This is a genomic window from Cytobacillus firmus NBRC 15306 (assembly GCF_001591465.1).
Classification (GTDB): domain Bacteria; phylum Bacillota; class Bacilli; order Bacillales; family Cytobacillaceae; genus Cytobacillus; species Cytobacillus firmus.
Map to the genome: position 1 here is coordinate 17,899 of NZ_BCUY01000035.1, position 21,296 is coordinate 39,194.

20 protein-coding genes are annotated in these 21,296 nt (G+C 40.6%); 15 read left to right on the forward strand and 5 right to left on the reverse strand.

Translation table 11 applies throughout. The features are described from left to right. Nucleotides 1-84 precede the first annotated feature (84 nt). The 9 genes from dinG (at nucleotide 85) to BFI01S_RS11655 (ending at nucleotide 9,660) form a co-directional block, all read left to right on the forward strand. Nucleotides 85-2,886, forward strand: a complete 2,802-nt coding sequence (dinG, locus tag BFI01S_RS11620; protein WP_061792765.1) for an ATP-dependent DNA helicase DinG — start codon at nucleotides 85-87, stop codon at nucleotides 2,884-2,886. Between the two features lie 146 nt (nucleotides 2,887-3,032). Next, nucleotides 3,033-3,881 (forward strand): ComEC/Rec2 family competence protein, encoded by an 849-nt coding sequence (locus BFI01S_RS11625; protein ID WP_061792766.1) that lies wholly within the window; start codon nucleotides 3,033-3,035, stop codon nucleotides 3,879-3,881. Between the two features lie 304 nt (nucleotides 3,882-4,185). After that, nucleotides 4,186-4,356: a YpmA family protein gene (locus BFI01S_RS22505; protein ID WP_082804516.1), complete on the forward strand. Its 171-nt coding sequence runs from the start codon at nucleotides 4,186-4,188 to the stop codon at nucleotides 4,354-4,356. Nucleotides 4,357-4,371: 15 nt separating this feature from the next. Then, a complete protein-coding gene (locus tag BFI01S_RS11630) occupies nucleotides 4,372-4,845 on the forward strand; it encodes a cell wall elongation regulator TseB-like domain-containing protein (protein ID WP_061792767.1) in 474 nt (157 codons plus the stop codon). Between the two features lie 57 nt (nucleotides 4,846-4,902). Further along, entirely contained in the window at nucleotides 4,903-6,087 is a 1,185-nt protein-coding gene (locus BFI01S_RS11635; protein ID WP_061792780.1) for a pyridoxal phosphate-dependent aminotransferase, read from the forward strand. A gap of 166 nt (nucleotides 6,088-6,253) precedes the next feature. Next, on the forward strand, nucleotides 6,254-7,546 hold the full coding sequence (gene asnS / locus BFI01S_RS11640; RefSeq protein ID WP_142753072.1) for an asparagine--tRNA ligase: 1,293 nt from the start codon (nucleotides 6,254-6,256) through the stop codon (nucleotides 7,544-7,546). Between the two features lie 177 nt (nucleotides 7,547-7,723). Beyond that, complete coding sequence (locus BFI01S_RS11645) at nucleotides 7,724-8,434, forward strand: DnaD domain-containing protein (protein ID WP_061792769.1); 711 nt, start codon at nucleotides 7,724-7,726, stop codon at nucleotides 8,432-8,434. Between the two features lie 51 nt (nucleotides 8,435-8,485). Beyond that, nucleotides 8,486-9,142 (forward strand): endonuclease III, encoded by a 657-nt coding sequence (gene nth / locus BFI01S_RS11650; RefSeq protein ID WP_061792781.1) that lies wholly within the window; start codon nucleotides 8,486-8,488, stop codon nucleotides 9,140-9,142. Then, nucleotides 9,139-9,660, forward strand: a complete 522-nt coding sequence (locus BFI01S_RS11655) for a YpoC family protein (RefSeq protein ID WP_061792770.1) — start codon at nucleotides 9,139-9,141, stop codon at nucleotides 9,658-9,660. Before nth ends, BFI01S_RS11655 begins: the two co-directional genes overlap by 4 nt. Before the next feature lie 30 nt (nucleotides 9,661-9,690). Here the strand turns inward: BFI01S_RS11655 and BFI01S_RS11660 are convergent, their stop codons facing one another. Together BFI01S_RS11660 and recU are read right to left on the reverse strand one after the other, a co-directional pair. Next, complete coding sequence (locus tag BFI01S_RS11660) at nucleotides 9,691-12,354, reverse strand: penicillin-binding protein 1A (protein WP_061792771.1); 2,664 nt, start codon at nucleotides 12,352-12,354, stop codon at nucleotides 9,691-9,693. A gap of 40 nt (nucleotides 12,355-12,394) precedes the next feature. After that, complete coding sequence (gene recU / locus BFI01S_RS11665) at nucleotides 12,395-13,006, reverse strand: Holliday junction resolvase RecU (RefSeq protein ID WP_035330190.1); 612 nt, start codon at nucleotides 13,004-13,006, stop codon at nucleotides 12,395-12,397. Nucleotides 13,007-13,184: 178 nt separating this feature from the next. On the opposite strand from recU, the gene BFI01S_RS11670 reads away from it, so the two are divergent. From BFI01S_RS11670 to BFI01S_RS11680, 3 genes are all read left to right on the forward strand, one after another. Next, on the forward strand, nucleotides 13,185-14,177 hold the full coding sequence (locus BFI01S_RS11670) for a DUF2515 domain-containing protein (RefSeq protein WP_061792772.1): 993 nt from the start codon (nucleotides 13,185-13,187) through the stop codon (nucleotides 14,175-14,177). A gap of 399 nt (nucleotides 14,178-14,576) precedes the next feature. Continuing rightward, nucleotides 14,577-14,840 (forward strand): hypothetical protein, encoded by a 264-nt coding sequence (locus BFI01S_RS11675; protein ID WP_061792773.1) that lies wholly within the window; start codon nucleotides 14,577-14,579, stop codon nucleotides 14,838-14,840. 71 nt (nucleotides 14,841-14,911) lie between these two features. Further along, nucleotides 14,912-15,289, forward strand: a complete 378-nt coding sequence (locus tag BFI01S_RS11680) for a YppE family protein (protein ID WP_061792774.1) — start codon at nucleotides 14,912-14,914, stop codon at nucleotides 15,287-15,289. 26 nt (nucleotides 15,290-15,315) lie between these two features. Here the strand turns inward: BFI01S_RS11680 and BFI01S_RS11685 are convergent, their stop codons facing one another. Further along, nucleotides 15,316-15,531, reverse strand: a complete 216-nt coding sequence (locus tag BFI01S_RS11685) for a YppF family protein (RefSeq protein ID WP_061792775.1) — start codon at nucleotides 15,529-15,531, stop codon at nucleotides 15,316-15,318. A 318-nt stretch (nucleotides 15,532-15,849) separates the two neighbouring features. Between BFI01S_RS11685 and BFI01S_RS11690 the strand changes: the two genes are divergently transcribed. From BFI01S_RS11690 to BFI01S_RS11700, 3 genes are all read left to right on the forward strand, one after another. Further along, on the forward strand, nucleotides 15,850-16,431 hold the full coding sequence (locus tag BFI01S_RS11690; protein WP_061792776.1) for a YppG family protein: 582 nt from the start codon (nucleotides 15,850-15,852) through the stop codon (nucleotides 16,429-16,431). Nucleotides 16,432-16,636: 205 nt separating this feature from the next. After that, nucleotides 16,637-17,500, forward strand: a complete 864-nt coding sequence (locus BFI01S_RS11695; RefSeq protein ID WP_061792777.1) for an ABC transporter permease subunit — start codon at nucleotides 16,637-16,639, stop codon at nucleotides 17,498-17,500. Further along, entirely contained in the window at nucleotides 17,493-19,901 is a 2,409-nt protein-coding gene (locus tag BFI01S_RS11700; RefSeq protein WP_061792778.1) for an ABC transporter permease subunit, read from the forward strand. The genes BFI01S_RS11695 and BFI01S_RS11700 overlap by 8 nt, the downstream gene beginning before the upstream one ends. 96 nt (nucleotides 19,902-19,997) lie before the next feature. Here the strand turns inward: BFI01S_RS11700 and BFI01S_RS11705 are convergent, their stop codons facing one another. Together BFI01S_RS11705 and BFI01S_RS11710 are read right to left on the reverse strand one after the other, a co-directional pair. Further along, a complete protein-coding gene (locus BFI01S_RS11705) occupies nucleotides 19,998-20,462 on the reverse strand; it encodes an Hsp20 family protein (RefSeq protein WP_061792782.1) in 465 nt (154 codons plus the stop codon). Between the two features lie 112 nt (nucleotides 20,463-20,574). Next, nucleotides 20,575-21,267: a Crp/Fnr family transcriptional regulator gene (locus BFI01S_RS11710; RefSeq protein WP_061792779.1), complete on the reverse strand. Its 693-nt coding sequence runs from the start codon at nucleotides 21,265-21,267 to the stop codon at nucleotides 20,575-20,577. Nucleotides 21,268-21,296 lie beyond the last annotated feature (29 nt).

The following is a 21,296-nucleotide window of genomic DNA, read 5'->3' on the forward strand; positions in this document are numbered from 1 at the left end:
GAAAATAAAGAGGGAAAAGTATTTGCCTTTTTCTTTTTCCGTTTTTATGATACCTTTTGAATGACTGAATATGAGGTGTTAGCCATGGGTAATAAATATGTTGTAGTGGATTTGGAAACAACGGGGAACGCCCCGAAAAAAGGCGATAAAATAATACAATTCGCTGCTGTGGTGATCGAAAACGGAAAAATTACAGAGCAATACTCCTCCCTTATAAACCCGGAGCAATCCATTCCCCCTTTTATAGAAGAACTGACAGGTTTATCAGATGAAATGGTAGAGAATGCCCCGCTATTTTCGGAGATTGCCCCTAAAGTCCTGACTTTGCTCGAGGGTGCCTATTTTGTGGCTCACAATGTTTTATTTGATTTGTCCTTTTTACAGGAAGAATTGATTGAGGCGGGATATAACGGGTTTTACGGTCCTGTTCTTGATACAGTGGAGATGGCCAGAATTCTTTTTCCCACCGCAGATAGCTACAAATTATCGGATCTCGCACTCAGGGAAGGCCTTAATCATGAACGCCCCCATCAGGCTGACAGCGATGCATATGTTACCGCTGAGCTCCTGTTAATATTGTTAAACAAGCTTAAAAACCTTCCTCATACCACCATAGAACGGCTGCATAAGCTGTCTGGAGGCTTAAAAAGTGATCTGGATATATTATTGGACGAGCACATTTTAATTAGTGAAAGCAAGATTGAGCAATTGGCAGATTATATTGAAGTTCACAGAGGTATTGCTTTAAAAAAAAGAACCGAACCACAGGAATCTGCAGGATCCGGACTTCAGGCCTTTCCTTTCCGTGAAGAGGAAAAACAGGCATTGTTCATTAAAGCTTTCCCTTCCTATGAAAAAAGGCAAGGCCAGTTTATCATGATGGATTCGGTTTATGAAGCCTTCAAAAATAAACAGCATGCATTAATAGAGGCAGGGACTGGTGTTGGGAAATCCCTGGCATACCTTGTTCCGGCGGCTTTACATGCAAAGGAGAGCGGCAGAACTGTCATTATCAGTACATATACAATACAGCTGCAGGAGCAACTGCTTTCGAAGGATGTTCCACTGCTGCAAAAAATGCTGTCATTCCCGCTTAGTACTGTATTGCTGAAGGGGAGAAGCCACTATATCAGCCTTGCGAAGTTCGTTCAAACGCTAAGAGATGATGAAGATAATTATGATACAATCCTCAGCAAAATGCAGATTCTGGTATGGCTGCTGGAGACTGACGCTGGTGATATTGATGAATTAAACCTGTCAAGCGGCGGAATGATTTACTGGAGCAGAATAAAGAATGATGAAACAGCTTTTTTGCAGGATAAGTCGTGGATATCGAGAGATTTCTATCTGAGGGCAAGAAAGGAAGCACAAAAGGCAGATATCATTATTACGAATCATTCACTGCTATTGACGGATCTTACAGCAACTAATGCTATTTTGCCGGAATTCAGCCATGTGGTGATCGATGAGGGGCATCATTTTGTTAAGGCTTCCGGGAAACATTTCGGAAACAAGCTGGATTATTTATCAGTGCGGCTGATGCTTGGACAAATTGGAATGATGGAACAGAAACAGCTCTATTATAAGCTTGAGAAGCTGGTGGAAGAGAAAGCAGGGACACGGGATGATTTCATGCATTCTTTTGAAGTCAACCAATTAATAGCCGATATTCTCCATGAGATGGATGAATTGTTCAGAGTAATAGCGATTTATGCTAAAAAGTACAATAAAGCCAAAAAAAGCGTGAATCGAATTTCAGTAAGATTTAATAAAAGTGCTGCCAATAAGGAAACGAAGGCTGTATTAGCGGGTGCCGAACGTTTTGGATTTATGCTTAAGGATTTAATCCAGGCGATAGACAGTCGTGTATGCGCAGTTGCAGCAATTAAATCGGCCCTGTCTCTTGAGGAAAAGGCATTAATGGAGGAAGTGGCTTCTATTTTGGATGATTTGCGGGATATGAATGAAGACTTAAAGCATATCTTTCATTTGTCGGCCTCCGAATTTGTTGTATGGGTAGAAATGGATACGCGCGCAGCACAAAATGCCACAACGGTTTATGCACAGCCAGTATCAGTTTCTGAATACCTTAAAAATCAATTCTTCAGCCAAAAGGAAAGTGCGGTCATTACTTCTGCCACTTTATCTGTAAAAAATTCCTTTAGTTTTATCGTAAAAGAATTAGGTCTGGAGGAACAGCAATGCACTCTAAAGCAAATTCAATCTCCTTTTGATTATCAAAATCAGGTTAAGCTCGTGGTTTCTGATGATTTGCCTGAAGTTAATGCAGTACCGCTCGAGGAGTATGTGGCCGCCATAACCGAGCATATTATTTCCATTGCGGAAGCAGCAAAGGGAAGAATGCTGATTCTTTTCACTTCCCATGAAATGCTAAGGAAAACCCACGAGCTTATTAAGGAATCAGGATTTCTGGAGGACTATGCTATCATCGCCCAGGGTGTGACAAGCGGGAGCAGGTCAAGGCTAACGAGAAATTTCCAGCGTTTTGATAAAGCCATCCTCTTAGGGACAAGCAGCTTTTGGGAAGGTGTGGATATCCCGGGTGAGGATCTTTCCTGTCTTGTTATTGTAAGACTGCCTTTTTCACCGCCTGATGAACCAATGGCACAGGCAAAAAATGAGCAAATTGCCAATAAAGGAAAAAATCCGTTTTCCGAATACTCATTGCCCGAGGCAATTATCCGCTTTAAACAGGGTGTAGGGAGATTAATCAGAACAAGTTCCGACAGGGGAGTCATCGTGATATTCGACCGGAGAATCATCACCGCAAGATATGGGAAAGCATTCCTGGATTCCATTCCGCCCATTCCTGTCGAGAAAAGCCATATTGATGAAATTGTTGATTTGATTAATGATTGGCTATAAACGTTTTGTGTATTTTCACTTTCATTCCTTTATGATGAACAAAGGTCTGTAATGCAGGATAAATTTAGATGATTAACACATTATAAATTTGTTGGGTTTTAATAAACCCTCAGTCTGCTTTGTTTCAATGTAGGAGGAATGGAAAGATGAGTGTGCTGTTCGCCTTTATAATGCTGTTTGCGAATTGGTATTACATACCGAAAGATTCACCGGCAGTTCCAGTTAAAGTGGAAAGCATTGACCTAAAACTAAAAAATGATGAACTGGCTATTACGTTTTTTTCTCTATCGGATGGCGAGTCTGCCTTAATTCATCATGGAAATGACGAAAAAATCCTCATTAACACCGGTGGGCAGGGAACTGAGGGTGAATTAAGAAAGCTTCTTGAATTATATGGCGTTAATCAGATTTCAGCAGTCATCCTGACAGATGAAGAATTATATAATAAGGCAAGCCTTAAATGGCTTATTAAAAACTTTGGGGTAAGGGAAATTATAGCGAATGAATCTGCCCTTTCAGAACTGAAGTCTGAAAAAGGAATAAGTGATCTCGATTGTCATGCCTGGAAACAAAATGCGAAGCAGCAGCTTTTTCCGGGATTACATGCAGAAGTTTTATACGAAGGCAGTGACCTGGGTGAAGGAATGGATATTTCTTTTATATTCAAAAGACATCGGGTATTGTTTATGAACTCGACAAGTCCGGAAGCCAAAGAATTCCTTATGAAAAAAGAGTTATCAAATGTTAATATTGTTAAACTTCCTGCGTTTGGAGGGAATGGCTCTATATCAGAAGAGATGATTAAACATCTGGATCCCCAGATCGCTATTCTTTTTTATAGACCATCCATAAAACATGATTCAGATCTGTTCCGGCTGTTAAATGATGCCTGGGTTGATGTATATTATACAAGAAAGCACGGTACGGTCACCATCAAATTTACAGACGTTAATTATGAGCTATTCACGATTTTCCCGGATGAGGAGTTCAAATAAACAGAAAATGAACCTTCACGAAAAATTCCCAGGGAAGATTTTGTGAAGGCAATTAATTTTTGGCGGCTAATTAATGTAACTCAGCTAAGTTCTTGCCTTTTGAAAAGGCAGGAAACGAAAAAGCTGCGCTTATGGCGCAGCATGACGTGGTGGACCAGAAGAAAATTTGTTATTGTTTTAATACCAGTTAATCATTTCTGCTGTTATACTGTTACTGAGATTTATTTCTTTGTAAAATTAGTTTAACCTTAACGGTTGGGTATATAAGTTACAAATATTGTAGAGGCTGAGGAGGAATTCCAGAATGGAAAGCAAAATTGAGGTTTTATCTACAGTGAAGATCCAGCAAAGCCCGGATCTGTATAAAATTGTTGATGTTCTGAACAGAACGTTAAAAGAAAAAGACCTGATGTTCGGTTTGGCGCTTGATCAGGAAGACCAAAATAAAGCGATTTTTACGATTTATCGTACATAAAAGAGTGATTGAGACATGAAAAAAGTATTATGGGGTATCATTATTCTGCTTGTCATAAGCATTGGAGCAGGCTCTTTCATTTATTTAAACAGCATGAAGCCAGTGAGGGCAGCAGAATCAAAGGCAGTTGAGCTTGCGAAACAGGAAACGGATCTTGCTGAAGCTGAAGACTTCAATTTATATCATGGGAGTGAGACTTTCTATGTGATCGAGGGAAAGGATCATGAAGGGACAAGCATATATGTGTGGGTTCCGGAAAAAAAGGGAAAAATCGTCTCAATGAAGCAGTCTGATGGAATTTCTAAAAATGAAGCCATTAACAGACTTAAGCAGGAGAAAAATTCCGCTGAGATCATGTCAGTCCGGCTGGGCATGGAGAAAAATATTCCATTATGGGAAATTCATTACCGTTCCGGCAGTAATTTAATAAATTATTATTATATAGATTTTAAAACAGGGGAATGGCTGAAAAAAATTGAAAACCTGTAGCCTTAGGCAATCACCGCCACAGTGCAGGAGAAAAACGGGAGGAAGCAAGCAATGGAGATTCAATTGGCACAAAGAGTAAAAGCATTAACACCATCAACAACTCTGGCAATCACTGCTAAAGCAAAAGAGCTAAAAGCCCAGGGACATGATGTGATCGGATTGGGAGCAGGCGAGCCGGATTTTAATACGCCACAGCATATCATTGATGCTGCCGTGAAATCCATGAATGAGGGCCATACAAAATATACACCATCGGCAGGTCTTCCAGCATTAAAGAAAGAAATCGCAAACAAGTTTAAAAAAGATCAGGGACTTGATTATGATGCCTCACAAATAATCGTAACCAATGGGGCGAAGCATGGCTTATATACACTGTTCCAGGTCTTGCTGAATGAAGGGGATGAAGTCATTATCCCGATTCCATATTGGGTCAGCTATCCTGAACAGGTTAAACTTGCCGGCGGTGTTCCTGTTTATGCAGAGGGAAGAGAAGAAAATGACTTTAAGATCACCCCGGAACAGCTGGCCAAAAGCATAACTGATAAAACCAAGGCTGTTATTATTAACTCTCCAAGCAACCCGACTGGCATGCTTTATTCTGCGGAAGAATTAAAGGAGCTTGGAGAAGTATGTTTAAAGCATAATGTTCTGATCATTTCTGATGAAATTTATGAAAAACTGGTATATGGCGGCCATCAGCATACTTCGATAGCGGAGCTTTCACCTGAGCTTAAGGATCAAACCATTATTATCAACGGAGTGTCCAAATCTCATTCTATGACAGGCTGGAGAATTGGATATGCTGCAGGCAATAAGAGTATTATTAAAGCCATGACCAACCTTGCCAGCCACAGTACATCCAACCCGACAACAACAGCACAATATGGCTCGATCGCCGCATATGCCGGGCCGCAGGATACACTGGAAGAAATGAGAGAAGCATTCGAACATCGATTAAACGTTATCTATGATAAATTAATCAGCATTCCAGGCTTTACTTGTGTAAAGCCTCAAGGAGCATTTTACCTGTTTCCTAATGTAAAAAAGGCAGCAGAAATGACCGGATTTGCGAGTGTCGATGAATTTGTGGAGGCGCTTCTGGAGGAAGCGATGGTTGCAGTCATTCCTGGATCTGGTTTTGGCGCTCCGGATAATATCCGTTTATCCTATGCAACTTCTCTTGAATTATTAGAAAAGGCAGTGGAACGGATGCACGGGTTTGTTGAAAAGAACTTAAAATAGTAGTAAAACGGGAAAGCCGGATCGTATCCGGCTTCCTTCCATGTTTTCAGGCCAATTAGAGCGTTTAATATTTTACTGTTATTGCTTGTCAATGTGCTTGAAGGTATAATATATAGCGATACATAAGAAGTGATTGCTTAGATTTTTTTGGAGGGAACATAAATTGATAAAAACAACAATTTCTCAAGTTCATAAATATGTTGACCAGGAAGTTACCATCGGTGCCTGGATTGCCAACAAGCGTTCAAGCGGAAAGATTGCATTTTTGCAGCTGCGCGATGGTACTGGATTTATTCAAGGTGTTGTAGTAAAAGCGGAAGTGCCGGAGGAAATCTTCCAAGGTGCAAAATCAGTCACTCAGGAATCCTCCGTATATGTGACGGGCAGGATTCAAAAGGACGAGCGTTCTCCTTTCGGATTTGAAATGCTTGTAACAGGCCTTGAAGTTATTCATCAGGCTGTCGATTACCCTATTACGCCAAAAGAACATGGAACTGAATTCCTGATGGATAATCGTCATTTATGGCTGCGCTCCCGCCGGCAGCATGCAGTCATGAAGATCAGAAATGAAATTATCCGGGCAACTTATGAGTTTTTCAATGAGCAAGGTTTTTCCAAGGTTGACCCGCCAATTCTTACGGGAAGCGCACCGGAAGGCACGTCCGAACTCTTTGCAACAAAGTATTTTGATGAAGATGCTTATTTATCACAAAGCGGTCAGCTTTATATGGAAGCAGCTGCTATGGCTCTTGGGAAAGTATTTTCATTCGGGCCGACCTTCCGTGCTGAAAAATCCAAAACTCGCCGTCATTTAATTGAATTTTGGATGATTGAGCCTGAAATGGCTTTCTGTGAATTTGATGAAAACTTAAAGGTTCAGGAAGAATATGTTGCTCATATTGTTCAGTCCGTACTTAAGAATTGTTCAATTGAACTTAAAACACTTGGCCGTGATACAGAGAAGCTTGAGAAAATTACGTCTCCATTCCCGCGTATAACGTATGATGAAGCAATTAAGTTTCTTCAGGAAAAAGGCTTTGAAGACATTCAGTGGGGAGACGACTTTGGAGCACCGCATGAGACAGCTATTGCAGAAAGCTATGATAAGCCAGTCTTTATCACGCACTATCCAACTTCACTGAAGCCTTTCTATATGCAGCCGGATCCTTCAAGAGAAGATGTTGTATTATGTGCCGACTTGATTGCACCTGAAGGATATGGAGAAATCATCGGCGGCTCTGAGCGGATACATGATTATGACCTGCTTAAGCAGCGCATTGATGAACATAAATTAGATTTGGATGCTTACAAGTGGTACCTGGAGCTTCGCCAATACGGTTCAGTGCCTCATTCCGGATTTGGTCTTGGGCTTGAAAGAACAGTTGCCTGGATCAGCGGCGTCGAGCATGTACGTGAAACAATTCCGTTCCCTCGATTATTAAACCGCCTATATCCATAATAAAAATGAATTAATAAATAAAGCAAAAATCCGCCTTCCGCGGATTTTTTGCTTCTTCCGGTTTCGTTAGAACATTCAGAAGAAGGCAGTCAAGCTGAATCTTCATGGAAAAGTTACCGTTTTTTCAACTCACTTTGGTCACTATGTTCGTGATATACTGAGAAGGAGGTGTCCCGAATGTCTAAAAATAGTTTATTAAAATGGCTTCAGGAAGGAAATATTTCAATACCTGGAGTCCTTCTGTCACAATATAAAGAAATGAATTTGAATGAGCATGAACTCGTCCTGATACTTCATGTAATTTCCTATATTGAACATGGGAATAAATTTCCAACCCCTGTAGAATTATCTTCCCGCATGACCATTTCCGTGGCTGAATGTACGGAAATGCTCAGAAAACTAATCCAAAAAGGCTTTATTGATATTAAAGATAGCTACTCTGCCGATGGAATCAGATATGAAAGTTACCATCTTGATCCGCTTTGGGAGAAGCTCATTGATCAGTTTCTGCTCAGCGGTAAAAAAGAGGAAGCTGCTAAGATGCAGCAGGAGGAAACAGATCTATATACCTGCTTTGAAAGGGAGTTTGGCAGGCCGCTTTCACCTTTTGAATGTGAGACACTTGCTCTTTGGATGGATGATGACCACCATGATCCCCATATTATAAAAGCTGCCTTAAGAGAATCTGTCCTGTCCGGTAAACTGAATTTCAGATATATAGACAGGATTCTTTTTGAATGGAAAAAGAACGGCATTAAAACGATTGAACAGGCAAAAAGCTATGGGAAAAAATTCAGGCAGAATCAAGCGCAGCAAAGGACTAAGAGGGAGGATGCTCCGTCACAGACAACGAAATCTGTTCCCTTTTATAATTGGCTTGAACAGTAAGCAGGCATTGCTGCCCGAAAAAATAATGAAGATAGTAAGTTGGTGATTTCTTTGTTAAATAAAACACAAATTAGACATTGCCTTGATGCAATGGGAGAAATGTTCCCGGAAGCACATTGCGAATTGAATCATTCCAACCCCTTTGAACTGGTCATAGCAGTGGCACTGTCGGCACAATGTACTGATGCACTGGTTAACAAAGTGACAAGAAACCTGTTCCAAAAATATAAAACCCCCGAGGATTACCTAGATGTTTCCATAGAGGAATTGCAGGATGATATCCGCTCCATTGGTCTTTATCGAAACAAAGCCAAGAATATCCAAAAGCTATGCAGGCTGCTTCTCGATGAATATGGAGGGGTAGTGCCGCGTGACAGAGACGAGCTGACAAAGCTTCCCGGAGTAGGCCGCAAAACTGCTAATGTAGTTGTCTCAGTGGCTTTTGGGGTGCCTGCCATTGCAGTTGATACTCATGTTGAACGAGTCAGCAAAAGGCTTGGTTTCTGCCGCTGGAAGGACTCTGTACTGGAAGTTGAAAAGGCATTGATGAAGAAAGTGCCGATGGATGAATGGTCAATTACACATCATCGTATGATCTTTTTTGGAAGATATCACTGTAAGGCACAGAATCCTCAATGTGAAATCTGCCCGCTGCTCGATTTATGCCGGGAAGGCAAAAAACGAATGAAGGTGAAGCAGGCAAAATGACCGGAGAAATCGTCATTCCTGTTAATGAGCAATTATGCCATTCCCTGTTTTATAAAAGGGGTGATTCATTGGCTCCAAAAGAAGAATCCCTTTTCGCTTATCAGCCGCTGCCGCCCTTTTTATATGAAGCGGCATTTTATGCGGGGATCCCTGCAGTAAGACCTTGGGAAAACAATGCTAAATATATTCCGGTTTTGTTTGATGAGTGGGCAGGACAGAAGGATCTTCTCGATATGCACTTCACAAACCGGGACCAGAAAGCCGCTTTAGGTCCGATGAAAGTATCTTTGGGAGTATTTTTGCAGCTGCTCTATTGGTCAAACAGTAAGCCGGCAAACCTTCAGGAAGATCCCGGAGAATTGACAATTAAGCCAGTGAATCTAAAAGAGCGGCTGGATTTCATTGCTGCACGACCGGCTTTTTATCATTCATATATACAGCTGTCTGAACTAATGACTGAAATGGAAAAGCAATATATGAAGATGCTTGCATTGGAACAAATGAAGAAAAAGCGCTGATTCAAAACTGAATCAGCGCTTTTTCTTCATTTAATTGCGGCCTCCACTAGATTCAGACCCGTTACCGGAAGTTCCTCCGGTTTCACCACCAGTTCCAGTTCCAGTTCCTTCTCCGGTACCTGTACCGCCATCTCCGGAACCTTCACCATCACCTTCACCGTTTCCGGCTCCTTCACCATCTCCGGAGTCATCTTCGGAACCTTCGCCATCACCATTGCCAGAACCGTTGCCATCTTGGTTTCCGTCCTGGCCGTCTTCACCATTTTGTCCTTCTTGACCTTCCTGTTCTTCTTCGCCAGTTCCATCTTGCCCTTCACCTTCAGTTTCATCTTCTTCGATGAGACTTGTGTCAGGGATTTCCACTTTTACAGAAGCAGGATCACTTTGCTGATCACCGTTAAATGCTGTTACTTTAAAGGTATACACAGCACCTGGCTGAGGGTTTGCAATTTTTAAGCCTTTCTCTGAAGTAACGCTAAGCTGCTGATCTCCGCCTTCATTTACGGATACAGTCACTTCAAATTGAGTGCCTTCTGCGTCTTCTGGGTAATCCCATGATAATGTGATCTCATTTGCCTCCTGGTCAAAGTTCGCTGACAGACCAGAAGGGGAGTCCAGTTTATCAAACTTCTCGGACACTTGTGTCGGAGCATTGCCTTTTACAGCATACTCATAAATGATTTGTTCCTTAGGTGTGTACTGGCTTGCCAGTTTGGCAGGATTGCTGCCTTTTTCAATGGCTACCTTCTCTACAGAGTTAGGGACCTTGAAGTCTGCAGTTTCTTTGCCTTCTGATACATGTGCCATTAAGCTGCTGAAAAGCTTTTGTGCAATTTTTTGCTCATCGCCGGCCGGGATATAGTTTTTTCTATCCTGATAGCCGGTCCAGATAGCCGCGGTATAGTTAGTTGTATAGCCTGCAAACCAGGCATCAGGCACGGCACCTCTAGGTATCCCAAATTCCTGTTCCTGTTCATCCGTGTAGTTTGTAGTCCCTGTTTTTCCTGCTACAGGCAATCCTGGAACATCAGCCAGACGGCCGGTTCCGTAAGAAGATTTAACTGCACTTTTCAGCATGTCACTGATCATAAATGCTGTATAATCCTTCATCACTACTTCAGATTCAGGTTTCAAATCAAGCTTCGTGCCGTCACGCATTTCAATTTGCTTGATGGCATGCGGCTCAGTGTAGAAGCCATTGTTTCCAAAAGCACTGTATGCACCGGCTACCTGAAGAGAGGAAACCTCATAAGCGCCGATAGAATAGGACTCATACATTTCTTCCATTGGAATGCCTAATTTATTGGTGAATTCCAATGCTTTGTCAGTTCCAACTTCCTGAAGTGTTTTCAGAGCCGGAATGTTGCGTGAGCGGGCAAGAGCCTCACGCATGGACATAGGACCCATATGTTTTCCGTCCCAGTTATTGATTTTTGTACCTCCGGAATATGTGTGAGGTTCATCAACAATCGTATGGTAAGTTCCCCATTTTAGATATTCGATTGCTGGTCCATAATCGACAATTGGTTTAAAAGTTGAACCGGCATGTCTTTTTTGATCCACGGCAAAGTTAAAGCCGCGTTTTACTTCCTGGTTGCGTCCCCCGCCAATTGCTCTGATTTCCCCAGTTTTGGTATCAAGCAGGGTGATTCCCGCCTGGAATTCGTCATCTGGATACGCTACTGCGGCATCAGTGTTTAAAATGTTTTCTACGTGTTTCTGTGCATTTGGATCGAGTGTCGTATAGATTTTCAGCCCGTCAGAATATGGGTTAAGATCCGGGTATTTTTTTTCGACTTCGTCCAAGACAACATCGATGAAAGAATCATATTTTGATTCGTTTGTTTCTCTTTTTTCTTCAGCCACAAGTGTAGATTCCACAGGGACCTTTTGGGCTGCTTCCATTTCTTCTTTTGTAATAAAACCATGCTGATTCATCAGTGAAAGGACAATATTTCTCCTTTTCTCTGCTTTGTCAGGATGATCAAAAGGATTGTAATTGTTCGGGCTTTGCGGCATGCCCGCTAAGAGGGCAGCTTCATGCAGTTCCAGCTCACTAAGTTCTTTACCGAAGAAAATTTTCGATGCCGTTAATACCCCATGGCCTTCAGACATATAAATCTTGTTCACATACATTTCAAAGATTTCCTGTTTTGTATACTTGCGTTCAAGCTGGAAGGCAAGCCAGGCTTCCTGGGCTTTCCTGCTAAGCGTTTTTTCATTATTCAGGAAGGAGTTCTTTACCACCTGCTGGGTGATCGTACTTGCCCCTTCTGAACCAAATCCGCGCGTAACATTTGCGATAACAGCACCGCCTAAACGGATTAAGTCCATTCCATTATGTTTATAAAAGCGGACATCCTCAGTTGCTAAAAAGGCGTCTTCCACAAGTTTTGGAATGTCTTCATATGCGACATAATCCCGGTTTTCCGAGCCTACATCTGTAATGAATTCGCCCTCCATATCGTAAATCTGTGAAGAAATGGGATCCTTCAGCAATTTTTCATCAAGCTTTGGTGCATCTTTCACCATAAAAGCAAAAGCGCCTGCTCCTAAGAGCATTCCAGCAATTCCCAGGGCAATCAAAATAAGAAAAATACGTTTAAAAGTGCCTGTGCCTTTTTTCTTGCCCTTCTTTTTAGGCTTGGATTGCTGTTTTCGGCGCTCCTCCCTTGATTGATATTTCTCTGTCATATCTATGTTCATCCTTTCTGACAATGGAACTGTAAATTAATTATTTAAGGGTATAAAGATAATCTATTATCTTAATATAGTCAATTCTGGGTTGAAATCCAAGCGGAATGTAATGGCCATTCATTTCAATTTCACCCTTGGTGATTGACTTTCTCCCCCCATCCTTCATTCTCTCCCAGTATGAGAGCAGATGATGTGCCTCTAACAGGAAAACTTCTTCGGTAGCCGAGAAGCGGAGGAGGACAAAACAAATCCCTTGCTGGGCTAAAACTTTTTCCATGTGCTTTACCTGGTGCTCATGGAAATTCTTTAAAGGGAAGGAGGTCGTGTTCTGGGTTTCTTTTGCTTCAAAATCAATATACCTGCCTTTATAGACACCATTATAATCAGTTGTTGATGCTTGTTTGAAATAAGCTTCTTTAATAACAGCTGCACTTCTCTTTGGATAATCGACCTGTACGATTTGAACAGGCGTGGGCTTTTTATGAATAGTGGCTATTCCATGTTCCAAATAGAATTCATTGGTTTCATTTATATCTTCCTCCAGTGTCATTCCGCGATTGCTGTAAGTCCATTTCTTCTCCGGAGTCAGTTTTTTAGCGCTATTAGCAGGCGGGGTATATCTCCTGCCATTTGGATAGTGGAAATTCATGCATTCACCTCGTTTTCAGCTACTCCCTATGATAACAAAAGTAAGCATGATTTGGTTGAATAAAAAGTTCTAAATAACAAAGTATATAGGAAACTCCAGTTAATTATTATTTTCCGGTTTTAACCGGAAGCTGCCTGCAGGCTAAATATAGAACATTCATTTTCTGAGGTGAATTGCGGTGTTTCTTTCTGGGAAATTCCTGAACAGACATGAAAAAAAGGAACAGGCAATAAAGGATCATATTACGAAAATGACAGCCAAATATAACCTGGACAATATCTCGAGAACGGAAGCTTATTTTCAGTTTTATAAAAAGCATCCTGAAATACGCTGGGCCTTCCTGGCCTCCATGGTGTCCAGAAATGCCGGCTGGAATATGTGCGATCTTGAAGGAAGCTGTTTTCCTAAATTGATAGGAAAGAAATTCAGGGATATGCTTTATATTACATATGAAAGGGCCAATTGGCTGATTTTTCAGGATGCATTTCCCCAGCTGCTCCTCTATCATTATTCGACGAAACTAAATAGGCCAATGTTTCATTTATTAAAAACTTTTCATGTATCGGCCTTTATGGAACAGGAGTGGCTTTATTTCTGGAAAAATAGCAATAAAAAGAGGTTAATGATTTCACTGATTATCAACGAACAAAATGTTATTCAAGAGCCTGTAATGGAGCATTCTATTTATAAAAATAAAGTTTTTCATACATTGCTTTTTTCCTTTCAGGATTATCTTCATTTTAGTTCTGTCATCTTCCCTACTTGTAAAGGGGAATTATACGGGGCGAGTGTTAATGGTTTCCGCTCGGTGTCCAAAAGAATTGATCTTGGAAAACGGCTGGCAGAAATATTATTTGACACTAGTTATTATGACGACGTATATGAATTTGCTTCACTCACGATTCATACTGGTTCAAGGCATGATTATGAGAAATACTTTAAGGGAAGAAAACGGAGAACCACCCCTTTCTTACGCTGTACATACCCGATAATCACTCATCACATACATCAATTTACTGATTGGTCTTTCAAAAAACGCATAAAGAGTAAATGGGCATCAGAATCGATTGTCATAAAACATCCCGTCCATATTACAAAATGGTATCTGCATAAGCAGAATCAGCTTCAGACTGCCGCCAAGCTGGGAAGGATATTTCGCTCAATTTGTTAGCAGAATTAAATGCAAAAAAAGCAAGGGATCCCTTGCTTTTTCATGTTAGGTTGAAGGGCGGTCAGGTCCTTCAAGTTTCTTATTGCCATAGCCTGTTTTTGTTTCTTCCAGCTGTTTAGGCTGTACTTTATTTTGTTTTTCTTCTTTTTTTGCCATACATAACACCTCCGTTCATTAGTTTGTTCAAAGATGCTTTTTTCATTCTTCAGAGGCTGTCGAAACCTTGCGCTTCTATGCAAATAAGTACTTTCTTTGGCGAATCACTTCTAGTTTTGTCATGCATGGAGGAAACCTTCAGGGAAGATAGAATCTATGTAGGCACAAAGCAAATTTTCACTGTATCCTTCATTGTATTTATGGCAGATGGCAAGGAGAAAAAGAAATCGGGAGGTTTTTTGAATGCAGGGAAAAATGGTAGAAAAAGAAGAATTGCTGGCCATGCTTTCAGAGATATTCGATCAGCTTGAAGAGCTTGAAAGTGTACTGGAGTCTAATATGTCGGGACTTCGGCAGGATTGGTATTATGAACAGTCAGAAAAAATAGAGGCTTGTGAAAGCAGGCTGGAAGTGATTGAAGAAGATATGAGTGCAATCAGGTCTGAGGCAGACAGTATAGAGAGCGCAAAAAGATCAGCACGAATGAAGCTTGAACTCGGCTTCTAAGTGGAATAGAATAGCAGTATCCTTCAGTAGCTAAAATTGACTAGCTACTTTTATTTTTGGAGATGAAGCCCATGATACATGAAATTTCCCTGCTGCAAATGACAGAACTGCTGCTTGAATATGTGGAAATCTCAGACAGCAGGTATAAAAAGGTTAAGGAATCAGGTGAAAAGGGTGATTTTTATAATGAAGTCAAACCTTTTGCTGATGATGTTAAATCCATAAATGACAGATGGAAAGAAGAAGCCCGGGAGTGGATTAGCATTCATAAACCACGAAATCTTTATTCTCAGCAGATTGAATCTGCTGCTGAACATATTGAAATGGTTTCCATTCAGGCATTTTTTCCTGAAACAAGCAGAACAAGATTCATTAATTATGTTAATTCGGCAGTGTATGTCTTGAAGCAGTTGATAATTTTATTAAGTGAAGAAAAAAAGGGAACCTGAACCAGGCTCCCTTTTTCATTGAGTTCCTATGCATTTACTGAATCCTGGAGGGTGTTATCTTTGTAGCTTTCCGGAACGGCCGCTCCTTGAGCTTCAAGCTCACGAACGAGATTTCGATAATCTGTACTGGAAATTTCATTATGGATATAGGCCTTTTTAGCAAAATCCAATAATTCGTTAACATTTTCAGGAGTATACTCCCGCAGCTGATGAAACTTCATTTGTAGTTCGTGAACATTCATGATATTGCCTCCTCTAAAATAGATTCGCGGAGAAATTTCTTCCCCGCATCCCGGTAAATGAAAAAGCGGACAAGAAACAATTTGTTTTTTATATCCTACCATAAAAATTTATTTTTCATCGTTTTTAAAAAAATCAAACTTCCGACATCATTCTTCATGGTTAGACAAAAACGGAAAACGCTTCCTTTTTTACTCTTATTTTACTTCTTTCACGTTCCAGGCAAATCATTCATATATTGTATTGGTGATAATAAGAAGGATATTGCCTGATATTATCGCTGATATACTTATCTTACTGAATGGGGAGGATGTTTGCCCATGTTTGGCCGAGTAATGAATAGAACGAGCCATATACAGCCATACGGCCATTTAAATCAAAATGTATACTATGATCCATTTTATATGGGGACCAATGGCCAATATTATATGAGGCAGCAGCCATTGCAGAATTATAACCAAGCTGCCGGACCGTATAATTCTTATTATTCGCCTTTTAATATGGAATACCAGCAGACGCAGCAAATGGCAGGAATGCAGCAAAGTTTTCCGCATCAGCCCTATCCGCAGCAAAATTTTGATCCCGGATATTACTCACATACAGGTTCACATACAGGTTCAAAAAATGCAGGGATATTTCAAAACCCTTTAGAATCTGAGGAATATTATGGAAATCAGCCAAATAAGCCAGCTGCTCAGCAAATACCATACATGAATCCATATCCAAAGCAATCCTTCATCCCAAAACAGCCATCCGGCGTGCAAAGCATTATGAATTCGTTTAAAGCGCAGGATGGATCACTGGATCTCAATAAAATGGTTGACACAGCGGGACAGATGATGTCTGCAGTCACGCAGGTATCATCCATGGTTAAAGGGATTGGCGGAATATTTAAATCTTAAGTGATCATGGCCGCAGCGGCCTTTTTTTTATGTTATAAAAAATCAGACTTGAAAAAAGATTAAATATATTTGAAAATAGAATAGCCGGTCTATTTTTAAATATGCAGGAAATATTATCTACAAGAATTTAATTGTATGATTGGCGAAATTTAGATAAAAGTGAAAAAATAGAATAAATGACTTTTAGTCATAAAGGGGGGTTACTATGGTTCGTGCTGTGCAGCAAATTTTTATTATATTTGTATTAATTTTATTTCTTGCAGCTCTGCCAACAATTATATCTGTTGATCCATTGAGCGGGAGTCTTAATTGGAGCTTCGAAAGTCTGCCGCAGGTTTATGGAGAGTTTATTTCTGAAATTGGCGAGGGCAGCCTTGGTACCTATGAGCTTGGGATGCAGACACGTCCTATAGCGGGGGACATTGCTGATAATTTTTTTACCAGCCTGCTGATAGTATTAATTGCTGTAAATGCTTCTTTAATTATAAGTCTGATTTTCGGGGTATTTATCAGCCGCTTCAGGGTTACTAAGCTTTTTGGGGCATTCTTGAATATTCTTGCGGCTATACCTGACTTTATTATCATTGTGATGTCTATGATTCTTGCCGTTAAAATATATAAAGTGACCGGAATCAGGGTGATTTCACTCAGGCCGGATGGAGGAGCCCTCAACACCTGGTTTCCCACAGTGCTTGCAGCAATTGCTCCGACGCTATATTTATTTAAACTTGTCTCGGTCAAATATTATCAGACAAGCGGGGAGGACTATATTAAGACTGCAGTTGCTAAAGGAATGGGCTTGAATTACATAAATTTTCAGCATGTCTTCAAAAATTTAGAGCCATTTATCAAATCTGAACTGGTCAAAGTGATTTCCCTGGCTATTGGCAATCTCTTTATTATCGAACATATTATGAATGTCTCCGGCATAACGAAATTTATTTTTCAGAGCAGCGGGGTTCAGCCGATCGCAATCGGCTTGTTTGCCATGCTTTTGATTTCTTTAATTGTCTATATTTCTAACAGACTCATATTCTATCTGTTTAAACGGGGTTTCATCTATGAATAAGCTGCTAAAAATAAATTACTCCTTAATTATCGGAATTGTTATGGTTTCCGGATTGCTTTTTTTTAGCATATTCGGGCCTATTCTTGCACCGCATTCATTAACTTCGATTTTAGAAACACAATATACAAACGGGAAGGTTCTGGCACCGCCATTGGAACCTTTTGAATCATCCTCCTATCCGCTGGGCACCGATAAATGGGGCTATGATATTTTATCCATGATTTTATATGGATTAAGATACACTGTTTTTATTGCAGCTGCTGTGACTGTTATAAAAATGGCATTTGGAACAATCATCGGTTTGTATGCAGGCACCTTGAAAAGGACGCCAGGCTGGCTGATTGCTTTCGAAAATGCATGGAGCTATGTACCGCTTTTTCTGATCCTGTATTTTTTTCTTGCGCCAATAAGCTTCAACAGTACTCTTAAGCAAAATGTGTTAATTGCTTACTTTATAGTCATTGCGTCAGTCATCAGCATTCCAAGTATTGTGTCTTCTGTAAGGCTTAAAACCGCTCAGTTATATAAGTCTGTTTATATTGAAGCTGCAAAAGCCCTGGGGGCAGGAAAACACCGTCTGATCTGGAAGCATATTTTGCCACAGTTAAAGGAAACGTTCCTTGTAATGTTTATTCTTGAAATTGTGTACGTAATCGCCCTTATGGGCCAGCTGGCGCTTTTAAATATCTTTGTCGGCGGAACCATTATGAGATATGACCCTATCATCTACCTGTCAGCAACAAAGGAGCTGGCGGGATTGGTTGGCCAGGCAAGATTAAATATTTATGGCAACACCCATATATTATTTGTACCATTAGCGGTCCTTTTACTTTCAACTGTGTCTTTCAGTCTGCTTGCAAATGGGCTGAAGAACCGCTTTCAATCAAACTATCAGCGTACTCCGTGGATTAAGACTGGGCATGAGCCATTAATACAGCCTTCCAGAAAAAAATATGGCCAAAAAAAGAAATTCTGGTCATTCTCCGGCCCTAAAGCAGCCTTTGCTGCATTAGTCATTGCTTTTGCAGGTGCAGGTGTCTATGTTGTGGCTGCAAAGGATTCAAATGTAGGCGTCCAAAGCGGCAGCAAGGCGGATTATAAAATTGATCTGGAAATGAATGGCGAAGGCTATTTCACTGCTAATGCAAATATCCAAATCAAAAACCAATCAGATAAAAACTGGAATGAGCTTGTCTTTTATTTCATTCCGAACGTTTTTAAAGAGGGACATACATTTGATTCTGTTGAGGGAACGTCTGAAGCAGAGATCGAAAAGGTGACAGTGAATGGGCAAAAAGCTTCTTTTAAGCTGGATGGTGATAAACTGACAATAAACTTAAAACCTGATATGAAAGATAAAAGCAGACATAATGTGGAGATCCAATATGGATTTACTGTCCCTGACAGAGGCAGCCGTTTTTCAAAAGCAGGCACAAACTATTATCTTGCTCAATGGTACCCAATGGCTGCAGTTTATCAAAAAGGCAAATGGAACAAAGAGCCTTATATGGAGGGACTGGAAACATTTCATACAGGTTTCTCTGATTTCAAAGTTTCCTATAAGCTGCCTGAAGGATATTCCCTGGCTTCCACAGCAGAAAAAGATCCGGCAAAAGGAAAGACTGAAGGGACAGTTAAAGCCAAAAAGGTCAGGGATTTCTTTATTGCTGTCATGAAGGATATGAAAGTTTATGAAACGGAAGCGCAAGACGGTGTGAAGGTCAGACTATTTTCAAAGAGCAATCATGACAAAAACCCGGAGGCATCGTTAACACTGGCCAAAAAAGCATTATCTTTTTATCAGGAGAACATTGGAGAATACCCGCATGAGCAGCTTGACATTGTTTTGGATGAAGGGCAGTTTATGGAATATCCCGGTATTGTAACCATAAACCCTTATATTGATGATAAGAGGTTTTATGATATTTCTATTGTCCATGAAATTGCTCATCAGTATTTTTATGGAGCAGTGGCTAATGACCCATACAACAATGCGTGGATTGATGAAGGAATCACTGAATTTGCCACCTCAATGTACTTCTATGCAGGTCAAAATCAGGCTGAACAGCAGGCATTCGGCATCTCCCATTTTCGGATGGAGGCAATCGAGGAAGCTGGACTGGGCAGGCAATATTCAAATGTGCCGGTTAATGAGGTAAAGCATACCGGATATATTTATGGCCAGCCTGCTCTGGAGATTTTACAAATGATCCAGGAAAAGTATACCCTGAAAGGGGAATCCCCTAAGGAAGTGGGGATGCAGTTCCTGTCCGATTATTATCAAAAATTCCGCTATAAAGAGGTCGATACGAGGGAGTTTATATCCTTCACAAAGGATTACTTCAGTGTTCCGACCGGCTATTTCAATAATTGGATTGATACATCTAAATTGAACAGTTAATAGACCCAGCTTATTTAACCCAAACAAAAACAAGCAGGCATGATACTGCTTGTTTTTGTTTAACCAGACTCTATAAAACTGGAATCGCAGTCAGGATCAGCTCTCATCAATCAGGATTCTTTTTCCCTGCTGCTTAGGTACTGTGATTTGCAAAAGCCCATTTTGGTAAACTGCTTTTACTTTCTTTTCATTAACTTGCTGTGGAAGCGGAATGGTCCGGCTGGAACGCTGCATGCTTTGCTGTCTGCGGAAAATTTTATTTTTTTCATCTTCTTCCGTTATTATCTCAGCGGATTTAACTGAAATGGTTATATAATTGTCCAGGATATCAATCTGTATTTGCTCTTTATTTATTCCCGGAAGTTCCGCACTAATGATATGTTCCTTTTCAGTTTCAGCAACATCAACATGGAAGGAAGAAGAAGCTGGGAAGGGATTTTTAAAGAAATCATCCATTGTCTGCAGAAATCCTCTGCCAGGTTTTTCATGGAAAAGCTGATTCATCGATCTCATCAAATCCCCAAATGGTTCGTTTCGATCCTTTTTCTTTGGATCCTCCATATCCATCCATCCCCTCTCAAAAACAGGTTTTTTCAACATATCGTATGCCGCCCATTGGGTGGATGTTCCTGTTGAGTCATCAGGGAAAAGAAAAAACCGCATAGTGCGGTCTTTAAAATATTGTCTCTAATAGCTGATCAGGGTTTATGATTAAATGTCCATCCTGGTCTGTTTCGATTAACATTTCTTTTTTCATCTTGGTTAATGTCCTGCTGACCGTTTCCCTTGTGGTGCCAATCATATTGGCAAGGTCTTTATTGGTAAAGTCCCCTTTTAAAACAAAGCTGCCGTTTTCAAGCTTTTTCCCATGCATTTTGGCAAGCCGGATAAGCAATTTAATGATTTGCTCATAAGTATTGTTTAAAATTTGCGATTCCAGCCGCTCCTGCAGATCGACAATCTTCTCGCCAAGGACTTTAAACACCTTAATGCATAACTCCGGATTCTCAATAAGCACCTTTTCAAATTGCGAAATAGGCACAACAACGAGCTGAGCGTTTTCCAGCACTTCGGAAAAAGCCGGGTACCCGCCTTTTCTGAAGAATCCCACATGAGGGAACATCTCGCCTTTTGCTAAGATGGCAACAATCTGTTCTTTGCCATTAATATCACTTCTATAAATCTTAACTCTGCCGTTGTTAATGAAATAAACATTATCCAGCGGGTCGTCCTGCAGAAAAACATGACTTCCTTTTTTCCATTCCCTGGATATGGATATCTCAACTATCTTATCCAGTTCTTCGCTGTTCAGCTCTTTAAAAAGAGAGAACTGGGAAAGAACTGCCTTAATTTCTTCTGCTTTCATAATCCACCTCTTGCTTCTGTCCTATTAAT

Excerpts from the sequence above, each read along its gene's own strand:
- dinG (WP_061792765.1), top strand. The coding sequence starts at position 85 with ATGGGTAATAAATATGTTGTAGTGGATTTGGAAACAACGGGGAACGCC.
- BFI01S_RS11625 (WP_061792766.1), top strand. The coding sequence starts at position 3,033 with ATGAGTGTGCTGTTCGCCTTTATAATGCTGTTTGCGAATTGGTATTAC.
- BFI01S_RS22505 (WP_082804516.1), top strand. The coding sequence starts at position 4,186 with ATGGAAAGCAAAATTGAGGTTTTATCTACAGTGAAGATCCAGCAAAGC.
- BFI01S_RS11630 (WP_061792767.1), top strand. The coding sequence starts at position 4,372 with ATGAAAAAAGTATTATGGGGTATCATTATTCTGCTTGTCATAAGCATT.
- BFI01S_RS11645 (WP_061792769.1), top strand. The coding sequence starts at position 7,724 with ATGTCTAAAAATAGTTTATTAAAATGGCTTCAGGAAGGAAATATTTCA.
- BFI01S_RS11655 (WP_061792770.1), top strand. The coding sequence starts at position 9,139 with ATGACCGGAGAAATCGTCATTCCTGTTAATGAGCAATTATGCCATTCC.
- BFI01S_RS11660 (WP_061792771.1), bottom strand. The coding sequence starts at position 12,354 with ATGACAGAGAAATATCAATCAAGGGAGGAGCGCCGAAAACAGCAATCC.
- recU (WP_035330190.1), bottom strand. The coding sequence starts at position 13,006 with ATGAATTTCCACTATCCAAATGGCAGGAGATATACCCCGCCTGCTAAT.
- BFI01S_RS11675 (WP_061792773.1), top strand. The coding sequence starts at position 14,577 with ATGCAGGGAAAAATGGTAGAAAAAGAAGAATTGCTGGCCATGCTTTCA.
- BFI01S_RS11680 (WP_061792774.1), top strand. The coding sequence starts at position 14,912 with ATGATACATGAAATTTCCCTGCTGCAAATGACAGAACTGCTGCTTGAA.
- BFI01S_RS11685 (WP_061792775.1), bottom strand. The coding sequence starts at position 15,531 with ATGAATGTTCACGAACTACAAATGAAGTTTCATCAGCTGCGGGAGTAT.
- BFI01S_RS11690 (WP_061792776.1), top strand. The coding sequence starts at position 15,850 with ATGTTTGGCCGAGTAATGAATAGAACGAGCCATATACAGCCATACGGC.
- BFI01S_RS11695 (WP_061792777.1), top strand. The coding sequence starts at position 16,637 with ATGGTTCGTGCTGTGCAGCAAATTTTTATTATATTTGTATTAATTTTA.
- BFI01S_RS11700 (WP_061792778.1), top strand. The coding sequence starts at position 17,493 with ATGAATAAGCTGCTAAAAATAAATTACTCCTTAATTATCGGAATTGTT.
- BFI01S_RS11705 (WP_061792782.1), bottom strand. The coding sequence starts at position 20,462 with ATGGAGGATCCAAAGAAAAAGGATCGAAACGAACCATTTGGGGATTTG.
- BFI01S_RS11710 (WP_061792779.1), bottom strand. The coding sequence starts at position 21,267 with ATGAAAGCAGAAGAAATTAAGGCAGTTCTTTCCCAGTTCTCTCTTTTT.